This is a genomic window from Citricoccus sp. GCM10030269, from assembly GCF_042665635.1.
Lineage (GTDB): Bacteria > Actinomycetota > Actinomycetes > Actinomycetales > Micrococcaceae > Citricoccus.
In genome coordinates this window covers 254,272-271,891 of sequence record NZ_JBHTCV010000005.1, presented here as the reverse complement: position 1 = coordinate 271,891, position 17,620 = coordinate 254,272, and the positions used below count along the sequence as shown (strand labels likewise).

General features: G+C 65.0%; 14 protein-coding genes. 8 read left to right on the top strand and 6 right to left on the bottom strand.

The features are described 5' to 3' along the window. Positions 1-50: 50 nt before the first annotated feature. Together ACFQQD_RS08370 and ACFQQD_RS08365 are read right to left on the bottom strand one after the other, a co-directional pair. A complete protein-coding gene (locus ACFQQD_RS08370; protein ID WP_378088235.1) occupies positions 51-1,337 on the bottom strand; it encodes an SPFH domain-containing protein in 1,287 nt (428 codons plus the stop codon). A gap of 127 nt (positions 1,338-1,464) precedes the next feature. Further along, positions 1,465-1,959 carry an NfeD family protein gene (locus ACFQQD_RS08365; protein ID WP_378088233.1) on the bottom strand — a complete coding sequence of 165 codons (495 nt, stop codon included), beginning with the start codon at positions 1,957-1,959 and terminating at the stop codon, positions 1,465-1,467. A 121-nt stretch (positions 1,960-2,080) separates the two neighbouring features. On the opposite strand from ACFQQD_RS08365, the gene ACFQQD_RS08360 reads away from it, so the two are divergent. From ACFQQD_RS08360 to ACFQQD_RS08350, 3 genes are read left to right on the top strand one after another with little or no spacing between them, the layout of a single operon-like run. After that, on the top strand, positions 2,081-4,210 hold the full coding sequence (locus ACFQQD_RS08360; protein WP_378088231.1) for an FAD-dependent oxidoreductase: 2,130 nt from the start codon (positions 2,081-2,083) through the stop codon (positions 4,208-4,210). Between the two features lie 32 nt (positions 4,211-4,242). Then, a complete protein-coding gene (locus ACFQQD_RS08355) occupies positions 4,243-4,833 on the top strand; it encodes a hypothetical protein (RefSeq protein WP_378088229.1) in 591 nt (196 codons plus the stop codon). 23 nt (positions 4,834-4,856) lie between these two features. Beyond that, entirely contained in the window at positions 4,857-7,277 is a 2,421-nt protein-coding gene (locus tag ACFQQD_RS08350; protein WP_378088226.1) for an ATP-binding cassette domain-containing protein, read from the top strand. Positions 7,278-7,291: 14 nt separating this feature from the next. On the opposite strand, the gene ACFQQD_RS08345 is transcribed toward ACFQQD_RS08350, so the two are convergent. Both ACFQQD_RS08345 and ACFQQD_RS08340 read right to left on the bottom strand, forming a co-directional pair. Next, a complete protein-coding gene (locus ACFQQD_RS08345) occupies positions 7,292-8,128 on the bottom strand; it encodes an NAD-dependent epimerase/dehydratase family protein (protein WP_378088224.1) in 837 nt (278 codons plus the stop codon). 61 nt (positions 8,129-8,189) lie between these two features. Continuing rightward, the gene (locus ACFQQD_RS08340; protein WP_378088222.1) at positions 8,190-9,254 is read right to left on the bottom strand and encodes an alpha/beta fold hydrolase; all 1,065 of its coding nucleotides are present in this window, start codon (positions 9,252-9,254) and stop codon (positions 8,190-8,192) included. 103 nt (positions 9,255-9,357) lie between these two features. Between ACFQQD_RS08340 and ACFQQD_RS08335 the strand changes: the two genes are divergently transcribed. Next, positions 9,358-10,077 carry a TetR/AcrR family transcriptional regulator gene (locus ACFQQD_RS08335; protein ID WP_378088220.1) on the top strand — a complete coding sequence of 240 codons (720 nt, stop codon included), beginning with the start codon at positions 9,358-9,360 and terminating at the stop codon, positions 10,075-10,077. Next, the gene (locus ACFQQD_RS08330) at positions 10,067-11,020 is read left to right on the top strand and encodes a TIGR01777 family oxidoreductase (protein ID WP_378088218.1); all 954 of its coding nucleotides are present in this window, start codon (positions 10,067-10,069) and stop codon (positions 11,018-11,020) included. Before ACFQQD_RS08335 ends, ACFQQD_RS08330 begins: the two co-directional genes overlap by 11 nt. Before the next feature lie 364 nt (positions 11,021-11,384). Here the strand turns inward: ACFQQD_RS08330 and ACFQQD_RS08325 are convergent, their stop codons facing one another. Beyond that, a complete protein-coding gene (locus ACFQQD_RS08325; protein WP_378088216.1) occupies positions 11,385-11,909 on the bottom strand; it encodes a GNAT family N-acetyltransferase in 525 nt (174 codons plus the stop codon). An 83-nt stretch (positions 11,910-11,992) separates the two neighbouring features. Further along, positions 11,993-13,315 (bottom strand): PucR family transcriptional regulator, encoded by a 1,323-nt coding sequence (locus ACFQQD_RS08320; protein ID WP_378088214.1) that lies wholly within the window; start codon positions 13,313-13,315, stop codon positions 11,993-11,995. Between ACFQQD_RS08320 and ACFQQD_RS08315 the strand changes: the two genes are divergently transcribed. Genes ACFQQD_RS08315 through ACFQQD_RS08305 form a run of 3 tightly spaced genes read left to right on the top strand, consistent with a single transcriptional unit; the run spans position 13,314 to position 17,611 of the window. Beyond that, the gene (locus ACFQQD_RS08315) at positions 13,314-14,996 is read left to right on the top strand and encodes an amidohydrolase (protein WP_378088212.1); all 1,683 of its coding nucleotides are present in this window, start codon (positions 13,314-13,316) and stop codon (positions 14,994-14,996) included. The two genes, ACFQQD_RS08320 and ACFQQD_RS08315, sit on opposite strands and share 2 nt — an antisense overlap. Before the next feature lie 2 nt (positions 14,997-14,998). After that, a complete protein-coding gene (locus tag ACFQQD_RS08310) occupies positions 14,999-16,324 on the top strand; it encodes an MFS transporter (RefSeq protein WP_378088210.1) in 1,326 nt (441 codons plus the stop codon). A 9-nt stretch (positions 16,325-16,333) separates the two neighbouring features. Then, the gene (locus ACFQQD_RS08305) at positions 16,334-17,611 is read left to right on the top strand and encodes an ArgE/DapE family deacylase (protein WP_378088208.1); all 1,278 of its coding nucleotides are present in this window, start codon (positions 16,334-16,336) and stop codon (positions 17,609-17,611) included. Positions 17,612-17,620: the final 9 nt, after the last annotated feature.

Genomic DNA, 17,620 nt, shown 5'->3' with positions numbered 1-17,620 from the left:
TTCAGTCTACGGCACAACGTCACCCAGGCGGGGTTTGTTCCCGGCGGGACTTAGCCCCGCTGCTCCTCGTCGTCGCCGTCCGCATCAGTCTCGTCCTCGGTACCCGGCGCGTACGCCGGCAGGTCGGGGATGCCCGCCGGAGCAGTGGGAGCACTCAGAGCCTGGGAGGCCGTCTCCGAATGCTGCTCTTCGCGCAGGATGGCCGGCGGGGCCAGCGCCTCCTCAAGCGGAGTGTCGGTGATGTTGGACAGGCCCTGACCGGATTCGGCCAGTTCCGCAGCGGTGGTGGGCAACGGATCCCGACGCCGGCGACCTCCCGTACCGCCGCCCTGACGACCAGCCTGGCCGCCGGAGTCCGGCTCGCCCGCGTCGTCGCCGGAGGGGCTGGATCCGCTAGATCCGCCGGATCCGCCGGAGTCCGGTCGGGTCCCCGGAGTCGAGAACAGGTCGGAGGGGCGGGAGCCCCCGCCGGATCCGCCACCGAAGGCGTCCCCCATGCGACCCAGGGCGTCGGTCAGTTCGGCCGGGATGACCCACATCTTGTTGGCGTCGCCCTCAGCGATCTTCGGCAGGGTCTCGAGGTACTTGTAGGCCAACAGATCCGCATCTGGGCGCGCCTCGTGGATGGCGTCGAAGACCACGTGGACCGCCTCTGCCTCGGCGTTGGCGCGCAGCACCGCCGCCTGGGCGTCACCCTCGGCCTCCAGAATCGCCGACTGGCGCTGACCCTCTGCGGTGAGGATCTCGGCCTGCTTGGTGCCCTCCGCGGTGAGAATGGCCGCACGGCGATCACGTTCGGCACGCATCTGCTTCTCCATGGAGTCCTGGATGGACAGGGGCGGGTCGATCGCCTTCAGCTCCACCCGGGAGACCCTCAGTCCCCACTTGCCGGTTGCCTCGTCGAGCACGCCCCGCAGTTGGTTGTTGATCGAGTCACGGCTGGTCAGGGCCTGCTCCAGGTTCATGCCGCCGACCACGTTGCGCAGGGTCGTGGTGGTGAGCTGCTCGACCGCGTGGATGTAGTTGTTGATCTCATAGGTCGCCGCCTTGGCGTCATTGACCTGGAAATACACCACGGTGTCGATGGAGACCACGAGGTTGTCCTCGGTGATCACGGGCTGCGGCGGGAAGGAGACCACCTGTTCACGCATGTCCATCAGCGGGCGCATCCGGTCGATGAAGGGAACCATGAGGGTCAGCCCAGCGCCCTGGGTGCGGTGATACTTGCCGAGCCGTTCGATGATGCCGGTCCTGGCCTGCGGCACAATCCGCACGGCCCGGACCAGGATGATGACGACCAGAACAGCGACGACGGCGAGCACGATGAGAAGTTCCACGCCGTTGCTCCCTTCTGCGACCCGTTCGGGCCGCCGGTATTTTCTGCTGGATGTTGAACTGCCGGGTGTTGAACTACTGGATGTTGAACTACTGGGACTGCAGACATCTGCCGCTGCGGCTGCGGCGTCAGGTTCCTTCAGGAAGACCGGCGGAACCGGAATCCCAGTCGATGGCGGCTTTCGGCTGCACGATCAGGGTGGCCCCGTCGACCTCGTCGATCTCCGCCTCTTGTCCCGCGGGAATCGTGACGCCGGTGGCCGAGCGGGCGGTCCACGTCTCTCCGTCGATCTTCGCCAGTCCTGAGTCCGCGCCCGTGTCCTCGAGGATTACGACCGTGCGCCCGGGGAGTGAGTCGGCGTTGGTCAACTGTTCCACAGGACCCTTCTTGAGATGCTTCAGGGCCGTCGGCCGGACCGCTGCGAGCATCAGCAGCGAGACGCCAGAGAACATCGCGATCTGCAGCCACGCCTCGCCACCCACCAAGGCTGTGGTCAGGGCCGCAGCGGCACCGGCGGCCAGCATGAGGAAGACCAGATCCAACAGCAGAATCTCGACGACGGCGAACACCACGGCCAGCGTCAGCCACAGCACCCACAGGTTGTCACCCAACCATTCGAACACCGCGACCTCCTCCTGTTGTCCCCTGCTGCCCATCCTGCCTGCTCACGGGCGGATCGACAACGTAGGTTATCGGCAGAGGACATGCGAGTCCCCATAAGTTACCGGAGAGTAGTCTTGGTCTATGACGTCCACCGCCGTTGAAACCCCCGCGAGGCCACCGCACCCCTTTCCCCACCTGTTTCGCCCCCTTGCCGTCGGCGGGCTGACGCTGCCCCACCGCGTGATCATGGGATCGATGCACGTGGGGCTGGAGGACCGGCGTGCGGACGCCGCCAAATTGGCCGCCTTCTACGCCGAGCGCATCCGCGGGGGAGTGGGGCTGGTCGTCACCGGCGGGTACGCCCCAAACCTCACTGGGCGGCTCACACCTTTCGCCGGAACCATGCGCTCTCCCCGGGATGTGACCACGCACCGGACCGTCACCGAGGCGGTCCACTCGGCCGGGGGCCGGATCGTCCTGCAGCTGCTGCATGCCGGTCGCTACGCCTATCACCCCTGGTCCGCTGCTCCGGAGAGGTCGAGTGCGCCCATCAACCCGTTCACGCCTCGAAGACTGTCCACCCGGGGGGTCGAACGCACCCTTGAAGACTTCGTCCGATCGGCGGGATACGCCCGCCAGGCTGGCTACGACGGCGTGGAGATCATGGGCTCCGAGGGTTACCTGATCAACCAGTTCCTCTCCCCACGGACGAACCGGCGCACCGATGAATGGGGCGGCACCGCTTCCCGACGACGGCGTTTCGCCACGCAGATCGTGCGCCGGATCCGGGAGGCCGCCGGTGATGACTTCCTGATCTCCTTCCGGATGTCCATGGTCGACCTGGTGCCGGAGGGACAGAGCCTCGAGGAGACGTTGACCCTGGCTCAGGAACTCGAGGAGGCCGGAGCAGATCTACTGAACACGGGCATCGGCTGGCATGAGTCCCGCGTGCCGACCATCGTCACCTCGGTACCGCGAGCCGCCTTCACCGACTTCACCCGACGGGTGCGCGAGGCCGTCTCCCTTCCCGTTGCGGCCTCGAACCGCATCAACATGCCGCACACCGCCGAACAGATTCTCGCCGAGGACCAGGCCGACCTGGTGACGATGTCCCGACCCTTCCTGGCCGACCCGGAGTGGGTCCACAAGGCCGCCGCCGGCGCTCCGGAGCGCATCAACTCCTGCATCGCCTGCAACCAGGCCTGCCTGGACCACACCTTCCAGAACAAGCCGGCCTCGTGTCTGGTCAATCCACGCGCCGGTCGCGAGACCGATCCCGAGTACCCGCCGCTGCCGGACCGGACGCTGTTGCCTCTCCGGCCGGCCACTCCCGCGGCGTCCGTTCGAGACCGAAGCCTGCGGGTCGCCGTCGTCGGAGCGGGACCGGCCGGATTGGCCGCCGCCACCCAGGCCGCCGCCCGCGGGCACCAGGTCGACCTGTTCGAAGCCGCTGCCGAGATCGGCGGGCAATTCCGTCTGGCCCAGCGGATTCCCGGCAAGGAGGAATTCGCCGAGACCCTGCGCTACTTCTCCCACCTGTTGGCCGAAACTGAAGTGAACGTGCGACTGCAGCACCGAGTCACGGTCACCGAATTGCTCGACGGCGGTTACGACCGGATCCTGTTGGCCACCGGCGTCGTACCGCGGACGGTGGAGATCCCCGGTGCGGAACGGGCCCACGTGCACGCGTACTCCGAGGTGGTCGATGGGCGCGTGCACTGCGGTCCGCGCGTGGCCGTGATCGGCGCCGGGGGTATCGGCTTCGACGTCGCCGAGCTCCTCACGGAACCGGCCACGAGTCCGCAGCGGCACGATTCTGCCGGGCCGTCCCTCGCCGTCTGGCAACAGCAGTGGGGGGTCGATCCGGAGTTCACCGGCCGCGGGGGTCTCCACGAGCGACGGCCCGAGGCGCCGGCGCGCACGATCCACCTGATTCAACGCAAGACGACCAAGATGGGCGCCGGGCTGGGAAAGACCACGGGGTGGGTGCACCGTGCTGCGCTGAAGGCCCGCGGCGTCGAGTTCATCACCGGCGCCGAATACCTCAAGATCGACGGCACCGGCCTTCACCTGAACATCAACGGCCAGCGCCGGGTGCTCGAGGTCGATGACGTGGTGGTCTGTGCCGGCCAGGTCTCCCAGCGAGACCTGTACGACGCGCTGGAGGCCGCCGGGGCCGACGTCGTGCTGTTAGGGCGAGCCGACGTGGCCGCCGAACTGGACGCCAAGCGGGCGATCGATCAGGCGACGCGGATCGCGGCGGCCCTGTAGCCGTCACAGGGCGCCCCCGTACACTGTTGGGCATGGCTACCGTCTACCAAGCAGCCCAAGAGCCCTCGACCGAGGAGCTCCTGGAGACCTGGCTCGCCCAGCAACCGTGGTCCGGAGAGGGACCCCTGGAGAAGGTCGGTACCTACCGTTTCGACGACCCGGAGGGCGAGGTCGGCATCGAGGGGCACTTGGTGCGACGAGAAGGCCAGGACGAGGTGCTCCATGTGCCGATGTCCTTCCGTGGTGCGCCACTGGAGGGCGCGGACCCGTATCTGATCGGCACCGTGGATCACGCCGTCCTCGGTCAGCGGTGGGCGTACGACGCGATGGCCGATCCGGTGGCCACCGCCTGTTTTCAGCGCACCCTCGATGGAGTCCAGCAGCAGGCCGAGGTTCACCTCTATGAGGAGGACGGGCAATACATCGGACACGAGGCCAGCGAGGTCAGCGTGACCGTCCTGGGTCCCTTGCCGGAGCGAGCCGGCCGGGTGCAGGTGCACCGGATCGTGGCCGACCCGGAACAGCCCGGCTCCGAGCACCTCGCCGAAACCCGGCGTCTGTGGGCCACGTGGCCCGGTGGCAGCGGCGTGATCTTCTCACTGAACACCGACGACCTCAGCTAGCCCACGACGCACCTGGAGCCGCCATGCCATCGTCCGAGATCTCCGCAGAGCGCCCCGGCACGACAACCGCCGAATCCGCCCGCCATCCTGCCGACCGGCACGAGACGATCAGGGTGCTGGGAGCACGACAGAACAATCTCAAGGACGTCAGCCTCGACGTTCCCAAGCGCAGACTGACCGTCTTCACCGGGGTGTCCGGATCCGGCAAGAGTTCTCTGGTCTTCGGCACGATCGCCGCCGAGTCGCAGCGCCTGATCAACGAGACCTACTCCAGCTTCGTCCAGGGATTCATGCCCAGCATGGACCGCCCCGAGGTGGACGTGCTCGAGGGACTGACCACGGCGATCATCGTGGATCAGGAGCGGATGGGCGCCGACCCGCGTTCCACCCTGGGCACCGCCACGGACGTCAACGCGATGCTCCGCATTCTCTTCAGCCGCATCGGCGATCCCCACATCGGTCCCCCGAACGCCTACTCGTTCAACGTGCCCTCGGTCTCCGCCAGCGGGGCGATCACGGTCGAGCGCGGTGGCAAGACCATCGCCGAGAAAGCCGAGTTCAACCGGCTCGGCGGGATGTGCCCCCACTGCGAGGGGCGGGGCTCGGTCACCGACTTTGACCTCAGCGCGCTCTATGACGAGGAGAAGTCCCTCAACGAGGGCGCGATCACGATTCCCGGCTATTCCATGGACGGTTGGTACGGGCGGATCTTCGCCGGCTCCGGCTATTTCGACATGGACAAGCCGATCAAGAAGTTCACCAAGAAGCAGAAGCACGATCTGCTGTATCGCGAAGCCACCAAGATCAAGGTCGAGGGCATCAACCTCACCTATCTCGGGCTGATTCCCTCGATTCAGCGCTCCATGCTCTCGAAAGACCGCGAAGCCATGCAGCCGCACATCCGCCGATTCGTGGACCGCGCGGTGACGTTCACGACGTGCCCCGACTGCGAAGGCACCCGGCTGGCCCCCGAAGCCCGGTCCTCGCGCATCCAGGGGCGGAACATCGCGGATCTGTGTGCGATGCAGATCTCTGACCTGGCCGCCTGGATCACCGAATTGCGGGACCCATCCGTCGCGCCGCTGGTGAAGAATCTGGCCGAGACCCTGGACGCCTTCGTGGACATCGGCCTGGGTTACCTGAGCCTCGACCGCCCGGCCGGAACCCTCTCCGGCGGTGAGGCGCAGCGGACCAAGATGATCCGGCACCTCGGTTCCTCCTTGTCGGACGTCACGTATGTCTTCGATGAGCCGACCATCGGTCTGCACCCGCACGACATCCAGAAAATGAACCAGCTACTCCTCGAGCTCCGGGACAAGGGCAATACCGTCCTGGTGGTCGAGCACAAGCCGGAGACCATCCAGATCGCCGACCACGTGGTGGATCTGGGTCCGGCCGCCGGAACCGAGGGCGGCCAGATCACCTTTGAGGGCGACGTGGCGGGACTGCGGTCCTCCGGCACCCTCACCGGGCGGCACCTCGACGACCGGGCGGAGCTCAAGGAATCAGTCCGTTCCGGCACGGGACACCTGGAGGTCCGCGGGGCGGACGCCAACAATCTGCAGAACGTCGACGTCGACCTTCCGCTGGGCGTGTTGGTGGCGGTCACTGGCGTGGCCGGCTCCGGCAAGAGTTCCCTGATCCACGGCTCCGTGGCCGGACGCGAGGGAGTCGTCGTGGTGGACCAAAGTGCCATCAAGGGCTCCCGCCGCTCGAACCCGGCCACCTATACGGGGCTGCTCGAGCCGGTGCGCAAGGCCTTCGCCAAGGCCAACGGCGTCAAGCCGGCGCTGTTCAGCGCGAACTCCGAGGGCGCGTGCCCCACGTGCAAGGGTGCGGGGGTGATCTACACGGAACTCGGCTTCATGTCCACGGTGGCCTCCACCTGCCAGGACTGCGATGGGAAGCGCTACCAGGCCGCGGTGCTGGACTATCGGCTGGGAGGCAAGAACATCGCCGAGGTGCTGGAGTTGTCGGTGGCTGAGGCTGAGGAGTTCTTCGCCGGGGGAGAGGCCAGGATCCCGGCCGCGCACAAGATTCTGGTGCGGTTGGCCGACGTCGGGCTGGGGTACCTGAAGCTCGGGCAGCCGCTGACCACGCTCTCCGGTGGCGAACGGCAACGACTCAAGCTCGCCAACGAGATGGGCGCCTCGGCGGAGGTGTACGTCCTCGACGAGCCGACCACGGGACTGCACCTGGCCGACGTCGAGCATCTCTTGGCCTTGCTGGACCGCCTGGTGGACGCCGGGACCACCGTGATCGTCATCGAGCATCACCAGGCGGTGATGGCCCATGCCGACTGGATCATCGATCTGGGGCCAGGGGCCGGGCACGACGGCGGCCGGGTCGTCTTCGAGGGCGCGCCGGCCGATCTGGTGGCCGGGGCGCGCAACGACGGAGGCACGCTGACGGGCCGGCACCTGGCGGAGTACGTGCAGAGCTGACCGAAGGCCCCTACCTAGTGATCGTCAATTCGCGGGGGAGCCGGGGAACAGAAGACGCCGCCGATGTACTTCTCATCCCATTCGGACGCGAGCAGTGATGGATCGCGTCGGCCCGCCTCGAGCAACTCGGCCGCGAAGTCTTCTGCGTTGTCCTGAGGGTGGTAACCGATCGCCTCACCGCCAGACGCGGAGAGATAACTGCGGGTGTTGGCCGAGACACCCCAGATCGTGTGGAATCCGCCGTTCTGCGTGGTCAGACAGGCGTCGAAAAGCCGCACCGCGTCGTTCGGGGACAACCAGGTGCTCAGCATGCGTTCCCCCTGCGGCCGGGCGAACCGCGAGGCAATCCGCAGGCAGTACATGTCCATTCCGTGCCGGTCATGGTAAAGACGGCCCAAGGCCTCCAGCGCGGCCTTGCTCGCCCCGTAGAACGTGTTCGGCCGGACGGTCACGTCGTCAGGGACGACTCCGTCGTCGGGAATCTCCACATAGCCCGCCGCGTGGATCGAGCTGGCGAGCACCACCCGCTGAATGCCGGCTTTCCAGGCGGTCTCCAGCACGGCCTGCGTGCCGTCAATGTTGGTGGTCATGATCGCGTCCCAGTCGGCCTCCAAGGGGATGCCCGCCAAATGGATGACGGCGTCGCATCCCTCGAACGCGCGCGCCAGGGCGGCGCGGTCATTGATGGAGCATTCGAACCACTCCGTCCCAGAGGTCTCTTCCGGCGTGAACCGGTCAATACCGATCACGGTGTGACCGGAGGCCTGCAGCCCAGGGATGATGTCTCGCGCGAGGGAACCAGCTGCGCCGGTGACCGCAACGCGGCCACGTCCAGATCCAAGTTTCGTCATGTCTGGAAGCTATCTCGCCAGCCACCGAGACGTCGGAGTGTGACTCCACGGAGGTCGACCTTCAGCGCAACCCAGCGGTCTCTTCCACGATCGTGGTGAAGAGCCGCGGCTTATCCGCATGAACGGCGTGGCCGGCGTTGACCCGGCGGAAGTCCACCTCCGGAATGAGTTCGCGGGCGTAGGCGGCGTCGTCATCGTTCATGGCACCCAAGAGTGTCTCCCCGGAGGGGTCCATGCGCCAGTTGGCGTGGATGAGCGTGGTCGGCACGGATAGAGTGGCCAGAGCATCGGCGTGATCGAAGCCGTCATGCCAGGCCCCGGTGTAGAACGCCTCGCCGAACAGGGGATCGTAGTTCCCGAGGACGCGATACATCTCGTTCATCGCCGGCGGCAGATACCACCAGTGGATGGGTTGGGGCGGCTGCTGTCCGCGCTGGGCTGTGGCGTGCCGGATCATCATCGGCGCCAGGTCTCCGAAGAGCCGGACGAAGGACGAGCGGGCCACGTGGAAGGCCGGAAAATCCGTCTCGTCGCTGGCGAGGAATTCATGGGCCAGTCTCGGCAGGTCGTATCCGGCAGTGGAGGGGAACCGAGGGTACTGCGAGGAGAACAAGGGCGGGTCTTCCAGGACCAGTCCGCGCACCAGCTCCGGTGCCTCGAGGGCAATCTGGATGCCGAGCAGTCCTCCGGACGAGTTGCCGGAGATGAAGGCGGGTTCACCGATCACCTCACGCAAGAACTGCGCCTGGTCATGGCCCATGGCTAGGTTGGTGTATCGCTCGGGCACCCGCTCGGACTGGCCATGACCGTAACAGTGGATGGCATAGACATAGAACTGCTGGGACAGTTGCGGGAGAACCTTCATATAGGTGGACCAGTCGGTCATCTGCCCGTGGATCAGTAACAGGGGAGGGCCGTTATCAGGGCCTTCGGCATAGTTGATCGTGACCCCGTTGACGGTGGCGCACTTCTCCACGAATCCCGCCGCCCGGACAGCCTGCATCCCGAGGCGGACATAGTCGATGGACTGCCACAGCTTGATGGCGGCCAGGGCAGTGAGACCGATGGCCAGGCCGTAGCCGAATCCTGCAGCGGCACGGAGGGCGGTCCGCGCGGTGGTGTTCATGGTCATCACGGTACGGTGCCGACGCGCAGAGTGTGAGGGGTCGTCGTGCAGCGATGAACAGAGCACTATTTGAACGTGTTTAAAACCCCGATACGGTGGGGCCATGGCAGGCAAGGCACAGAGCACCCGCGAGCTGGTGTTGGAGACCGCCCTGCGGCAATTTCGCGAGAAAGGGTACGCCGCCACCACCATGCGCGGCATCGCTTCCGAGGCTGGATTGTCGGCCGGCAACGCTTACTACTATTTCTCCGGCAAAGACCAACTGGTCCAGGAGCTCTACGTCCGCATTCAAAAGGAACATCGGGAACTGGCGGCGCCACGATTGCGGCAGGGCGCGCCGTTGTCAGAGAACCTGGCAACGGTTCTGCATACCGGCCTTGACGTGATGACGCCCTACCACGGACTCGGCTCCAGCATGCTGGCTCCCGCTCTGGCCGACCGCGACTCCATCAGTCCGTTCTCGCCGGAATCCGCCGCCCCGCGCGACCAGGCTGTCGAGCTCATGGCGGAGGCCGTCGCCGCATCGCGGGGAACGCCCGGCGGAGTGCTGGGGGAGCGGCTGCCGCAGTTACTGTGGCTGGCCTATCTGGGGGTCACCCTTCATTGGGTCCTCGACCCTAGTGACGGACAGCACCGAAGCCGCATGCTGGTGGACGGCCTCGCGCCGCTGTTGGCACGAGCGATCGGCCTGGCCAAACTGCCTGTCGGCAGGGGACTGGCTGCAGACGCCGTCGCGCTGCTGGACCGTATGACTGCGCGATCCAACGCCATCGGTGACACGAACAACGCAGACGACCCACCGGAGGACCCTCGTGGATCATGACCAGATCACGACGAGCCGCACGGTCGTCATCGCCGGCGCTTCAGGATTCATCGGTTCTCATCTGCGCCATTCGTTCCTCCAGGACGGGTTTCACGTCCGAACCATTGGACGCCGTGCCACCGACGATGCCCAGTGGTCTGACGGCGTAGGCAAACTCACCTCCGTACTGGAGGGCTCTTTCGCCCTGATCAACCTCGCGGGTCGATCGGTGAGTTGTCGCTACACCAAGCGCACCGCGGACGAGATCCTGCGCTCACGCACTGAGACCACGCGGTTGCTCGGCCAGGCCCTGGCCGGCTGCACCGCGCCGCCGTCGGTCTGGCTGAATTCCTCCACTGGGACGATCTACCGGGATGCGAGAGACCGGCCCCAAGACGAACAATCCGGCGACGTCGGCAGCGGTTTCTCGGTTGCAGTGGCCCGAGCGTGGGAGCAGGAGTTGCTTGATGCTCCCACGAACGTTCGTAAAGTGGCCCTGCGAACGGCAATCGCCCTGGGCACCGGGGGAGCATTGAACCCCATCATTAATCTCAGTCGCCTGGGATTCGGTGGGCGGCAGGGCGACGGCGAACAGCGATTCAGTTGGATCCATGTGGACGATGTCTATGGCGCGGTGCGCCATGTGATGGACCGCCCGTCCATCTCCGGTCCGGTCAATCTGGCCGCACCGGAGGCGGTTACCAACGCCGCACTGATGGCGCGAGTTCGCGAATACTTCGGCGGCGCTGGAAAGCGAGTCGGCCTTCCGTTGCCGGCGTGGTCTCTCGAGCTGGGTGCGCGGACCATTCAGACCGAAGCAGAGCTGGTACTCAAAAGCCGGTGGGTGCATCCGGGGGTGTTGTTGGGTTCCGAATATGCTTTCCGATTCCCGGACCTCGATTCTGCACTGGCCGACGTCGCGCACAACACTGGACGCGGGCTGTTGCCTGTACCACTGGGGTAGGCCGGGACCACCGCCTGCAGAATTATGTCAACTTATGTGGCTCTTCAGGGCCTCTCGACGGTGCGCACTGGAGTGGGAGCCGTCCTGACCGGAGGAACGCCAGGCCAGCGCGAGGCAGATGAAGCACGAAGCCTCACGTCTCTGCCCCGGTGGCGAATCAGTCAGAGGCCGTGGCGCAGAGACGCTTCGGGAGCGTGAAGTCCGGGCACGTCAGCTCACTGCCGCGGCGACCGCATCAGAACGCCTGAATCGGTTTCGTCTCGCACTCACCGTGCAACGCCGATAATCTACATTATGTCATGTTGTGTTTCGCTCGGGGTCTCCCAGTGCACTCTGGACCCTCCTCTGGACCCAGCTTCACGCGTCACACAGGACTTTCCGCAATCAAGTGCTTAACCGTGCAAACCTTGTCACCGTGAACGTCATCATGCTCGACGTTCCCTGTCTCCCTGAACCCCAGCTTCGACGGAACCCGACGTGAGGCGACATTCCAGTCCCACACCGTGGCCCACAGCCGCCGGTGGCCAGTTCTCGTAGCCCAGTCGATGACCGCCCAGGACGCCTCGGTCGCATAACCATGACCCCATGTCCGACGTAGCAACTCGAACGCCAGTTCCAGCTCACCTTCCGGGGCACTTCCGGCGACCAGTCCGCAGTAGCCGATCATGTCCCGGGAATCCTGACGCTCTACGGCCAGCAAGCCGAGCTGTTCCGGTGGCTCACTAGCGCGGATGCGCTCCTCGAGCTCTTCCACGGTCGGCCGACCATCAGCGCTTATCCGCCGCGCAGCGGGCAACCGCGGGTCACGTCCACTCCAGAGCTCACGCTGTATGGCAGCGTCGGAAATGCGCCACGGCCGCAGCGACAGCCCTGCGGTCTCGAGTAGCATCACTCCCCCACCTCTACTGACACAACGCCAGCGGAGCATCCGTATGGATCACACCCCGTGCAGTGACACACTATCTCCACGCATCAATCGTCCACGAGGCGCTTGGTGTGAAGTGCGGCGATGACCGTTGCGGCGTCCTGAGGGTTGGTCGGCTTGTAGCCAGTTAGTTGCGCAAAACGGGCAAGCCGGTTCAGCACCGTGTTCCGGTGGCAGTACAGCTCGCTGGCAGCGTCCGAAACCGACCCCGAACGGAAATACGCGTGGAGCGTCTCGAACAGACGATCCCGCTCATGCGCCGAGATGGTGTTGAGCGCCCCGAAGACAGAGTTCGCCAGAACAGTTCCGTACTCCCCCAGCCGATTGGCCGCCACATACCCCCACGCGTGCCCTACAGCCCACTGACCAGAAGTTCCGGGCGTCATCGCGGGCACAGACTCCAGCGCGATCCGGAGCATCAGAGGCACCTCGGCCAAGGTCGGCGCAGTGGGTGACACGAAGCACTCGAGTGCGGCAAGCCAGGGTCGCCCTCCTTCTAATCCACGTCCGGGCGGGAGAAGCGTGTCTTCGAGAATGAGAATCAGCGCGCCGTCGCGCTCGTGAAGGAAGTGCTCGACGCCGGCCCGGCGAACTCCGGCCCGGAAAGATCTCTGCGCATGCTCGGCAGCGACGGCAACCGTGAAGTTGCTATCTGCTCTCACGCCCAAAGCGCGGGCCGCCTGACTCACCAATTGCGGGTCTTTTCCGTCAGAGTTCAGAAGACGAGACAGCAGGAAAGCGCGCTGGGACTCTTTCTCTTGGGCCATGGTGGCCAACTCATCGAGGTAGCCGGCATGCACTCGCACGGTGTGGAACTCCACTGCTTCCCACACTCGGACAGCGTCTTCAGTGAAGTTCGGCAGGGACGCCGAGGGAACCTTCTTCAGCATCGCCATCCACAGAATTCGGAAGTCCATGCGTACCGCCCGCAACAGAGACTCGAGAGGGACACCTTGTTGTGCGCGGCGGTGCCCTAGCGCTTCAGACATCCCTGTCAACCGGTCAGGCATCGGAAGATCACCTACCAGCCGAAGTAGCAGTTCGAGTGAGGCGACTGCAGTCTCCTCCAGGTCTTGTGCCACCACAGTGGAACTCGGATACCCTTCGATCTCCTGGACCTCCACCAGGAAGTCTGTCGCAATCTGATCGATGTCAGCCAAGCAGCCAGCCACCACATCCGCCAACACCGATCGAGTGGCCGGTCCACGGCTCAATTCCTGAGTGTCGAGCGAGTCTTCATTGGGCATTTGCCCATTATAGAGACTTAGCACACTGTCTTTATCCATTGCCCGGTGTTGTGATCCCAGCCACGATTGACAAAGGTGAACTGTTTTGCCGGCTACCTGAGGAAGAGATCCGTGGAGGATCATGCTAGATCTGAAACTTATTAATGGGCGCATCTTCACGATGGTCGATGGTGCTCCCCCGGCGCACGCGCTGGGGATATTCCAAGGCCGGATCGTCGGACTCGACGACGAGGTCCGCCAGCTCCGCGCACGGAGTACGCTCGACTGCGCGGGCACCGTCGTCGTTCCCGGCTTTGGGGATTCGCACAATCATATGGCTTGGTTCGGGCAGTCCCTCTCCGAGGTGGATCTGTCCGGCTGCCGCACCTTGGACGAACTGTTCGACGCCGTCGCCGACTGTGCGTCCGGACTCACGGAAGACGCCTGGGTAGTGGGATCCGGCTACGACGACACGATCCTGGGGGGCCATCCTCACCGCACGGATTTGGACCGGATCGCGCGGGATCGTCCGGTGTGGCTCAAGCACCGATCGGGCCACATGTGCACCGTCAACACCGAGGTGCTCGAACGAGCCGGCGTCCTGAACGGTTCAGCGCCGACTTATGAAGGTGGAACCGTCGTCCGAGATTCCGACGGGCCCACGGGTCTGCTCGAAGAACAGGCTCAGAAGCTTGTCACGGCGCTGGTGGTGCCGTACCCCGTGACAGACCTGATCGACGCGATCGGTGAGGCCAGCGCGATCTATGCCTCGGAGGGCCTGACACACGTGGTGGAGGCTGGTATCGGTGGTGGGTGGATCGGCCGCAGCGCAGTGGAACTCGCCGCCTATGTCGGCGCCCGCCATCGCGGACTACTGAGAACCCGCGTCCAATTGATGGTGGCCAGTGACGCCCTCCACGCGCTGGAGTGCCATAGCGCAGACCGGTCGACTTTCGGCCTGGATCTCGGTATCGCGTCAGGATTCGGAGACGACCGCGTCCGGATCGGTGCCATGAAGATCTTCATGGACGGTTCCCTGATCGGTCGCACGGCTGCCGTGACCGACCCCTTCTGCGACCACGGCACGGGCAGTTTCCAACTCTCGACCGAAACGCTGATGCGGCGGATCGTGGAGGCGCACCGCTCCGGTTGGAATGTCGCCGCCCATGCCATCGGTGACTCCGCAGTGGACGTCGCTCTGGACGCTTTCGAGACCGCACAGCAAGAAATGCCGAGGGCCGATGCACGGCACCGCATTGAACACGCAGGCATGGTGCGACCAGATCAGCTGGATCGCTTTGCCTCTCTCGGGATCACACCCGTGCCGCAACCTCGGTTCCTGTACGAGGTGGGCGACACCATGGCGGATGCGGTCGGCGCAGAGCGAGAACCGTGGGTGTACCGCCATCGGTCCTTCCTCGACCGAGGAGTGCGGGTCCCCGGCAGTTCGGATCGGCCGGTAGCGTCCGGGGCACCACTGCTGGGTATGCAGTCCATGGTGTTGCGTCAATCCTCGGGTGGAGCAACGATCGGCCCTGAAGAACGCGTTGACGCTGAAACGGCCTTGCGTGCTTACACGGTCGATGCGGCATGGGCCGCGGGTGAAGAGGACTGCCGAGGAACCTTGGAACGCGGGAAGCTCGCCGATCTCGTCTTCCTGTCGGCTCACCCGGTGGAGGTGCCCCCCGAGGAGATCGGTCAGATTACGGTGTTGGCCACCCTGCTCGAGGGGATCTGCGTCTTCGGACAGAACCATGTCGATCATCTGCAGACAACCCACCACACCGTCCCATACGCGCCACATTTCGAAAGGTCAGGCGACTGAACATGGAATCAGAGGATCACACTCCCGAGGCGGACGAAGCCGTACCTGTGGTCAGCGGGGCCGAGGCCGGAAGGATCGCTCGTGCGGCCTTCGTCGGTACCGCCCTTGAGTGGTACGACTATTTCCTCTTCGGCACAGCTTCGGCCATCGTCTTCAACCGGCTGTTCTTCACCTCGCTGGATCCGACTGCCGCGACGCTGGCAGCGTTCGCCACGTTTGGCGTCGGCTTCGCCGCCCGGCCACTCGGAGCCGTTCTGTTCGGATTTATCGGGGACCGCCTCGGCCGTCGTCCAGCGCTACTGATCACCATCGTTTCCATCGGCGCGGCGACCGGTCTGATCGGTGTGATCCCAGACTTCGGCAGCATCGGTCTCGCAGCACCCATCATGCTCGCGGTCCTTCGCCTGGTCCAGGGCCTTGCCGTGGGCGGCGAGTGGGGCGGCGCGATGACCATCGCGGTGGAGCACGCCCCACTCGAGAAGCGCGGCCGGTATGCGGCGCTGGTGCAGGTCGGTTCACCGGTCGGCACACTGATGTCTTCCGGCGCCTTCGCACTCGTATTGCTCATGCCTTCCGACGTCTTCGATTCCTGGGGCTGGCGGTTGCCGTTCCTGGCGGCATTCCCGCTTCTGCTGATCGCGCTGTACATCCGATTGCAAGTGGAAGAATCACCGATCTTCCGGGAACTGGTCAAGCTGGAGGAACGCGCAAAGATTCCGGCCATCGACGTCTTCCGTCAAGCCTGGGGGCGGTTGATCGTGGCCATCATGGCCGCCTTCCTGGGCGTCGGCGGGTTTTACATCATGACCACCTTCGTCATCAGCTACGGCACCGATACGCTCGGCATGGACCGTGGACTCATGGTCAACGCCACCCTGATCGCCGCCGTCGTCCAGATCGGCGTCATCCTGTTCGTGGGACGTCTCAGCGAACGGATGGGACCCGGTCGCATGACCGTGGTCGGCGGCGTCTTCACCGCAGTGGCCGCGTTCCCCCTGTTCTGGCTGATCGACACGCGCAACCCGGCAGCCATCATTCTCGCGGTGACGGTCGGCATCGCCGTGCTTTCCCTGGCCTACGCGGTCAGGGGCGGTCTGTTGACGGAGCTCTTCCCGCCACACCTGCGGTACAGCGGCGTCGCGCTGGGTTACAACTTGGCCGGGGCACTGAGCGGATTCCTGCCGATGATCGCGGTGGCTCTGCTAGGCGCCTCCGGAGGGGCGTCCTGGGGTCCAGCACTACTGCTGATCGTCGTGGCACTGATCACCGCAGCGGGTGGATATGTCGGCGAAGGTCTTCGCATCAAAGACAAGTCGATCGTTCGATAAGGAGAAACCATGCTGGACCCCGATGCCGCGCGCCGGATCACCGACGCCGTAGACGCAGCTTTTGACCAACAGCTCGAGTTCACGGCGGAGCTCGTTCGGCACCCCTCCTTGAGATCTGCTGAGGCCAGCGCACAGAACCTCATGGTCGCTCAGTTCCAACAACGCGGGCTGTCCGTCGACCAGTGGACGCTCGACGGCGACAGCCTGAGCACTCATGTGGGGTACGGTCCCACCACGGTCGATTTCGAGGACCTCACCAACGTCGTCGGCACCTACACGGCCCCGGAGGGACAAGAGGAGCAAGGACGTTCGCTCATCCTCAACGGGCACGTCGACGTTGTTCCGACCGGTCCCGAAGAGACTTGGGAGAACCATCCTTGGGATCCCGTGGTCAAGAACGGCTGGATGCATGGGCGAGGAGTGGGTGACATGAAAGCCGGTCTCGCCGCCAATCTCTTCGCCTTCGATGCAGTTCAGGCTGCCGGATTCTCGCCTAATGCGACTATTCACTTCCAGTCCGTGGTGGAAGAAGAGTGCACCGGCAACGGGTCACTGGCCGCGCTGCAGCGCGGGTACACCGCAGATGCCGTGGTGATCCCGGAGCCGGAAGAGAACATGCTGGTCCGGGCGAACGTCGGAGTGGTCTGGTTCCGGGTCCGCGTGTCCGGCAAACCCACCCACGTGCGGGAGATGGCCTCGGGCTTCAACGCGATCGATGCGGCCTACTCGGTTATGGGCGCCCTGCGGGAACTGGAGTCGAGGTGGAATGCCGAGCGGGCCAACCACCGGTACTTCGAGGATGTTGATCACCCGATCAACTTCAACATCGGCATGATCTCCGGTGGCGACTGGCCCTCGAGCGTTCCGTCCTGGTGCGAGTTCGACGTGCGTGCGGCACTTTATCCGGGCATCCCGGCCGCTGAGGCATGGGAAGAGATCCAAGAATGCGTCCGCACCACGGAATTCGGCGCGGCAGTGTCCGCGGAGCGCACGGGGTTCTTCTCCGAGGGCTACGTACTGGATGAGGGCTCGGACGCTGAGGCTACTCTGGAGGCCGCACACCAGGAGACCTTTGGCTCAGCTTTGGAGAGTTTCACCACACCGGGATACCTGGACGGTCGGGTCTTTGCCCTCTACGCGGGGATCCCGGCGCTGGTCTACGGACCGGTGTCCGAGGCGATCCACGGATTCGATGAGCGAGTGCACCTCGAGTCCGTGCGTCGAGTGACGAAAACGATCGCTCTGTTCATCGCCGATTGGTGCGGCGTGACCGAGCGGAGTCAGTAGGCCAAGAAC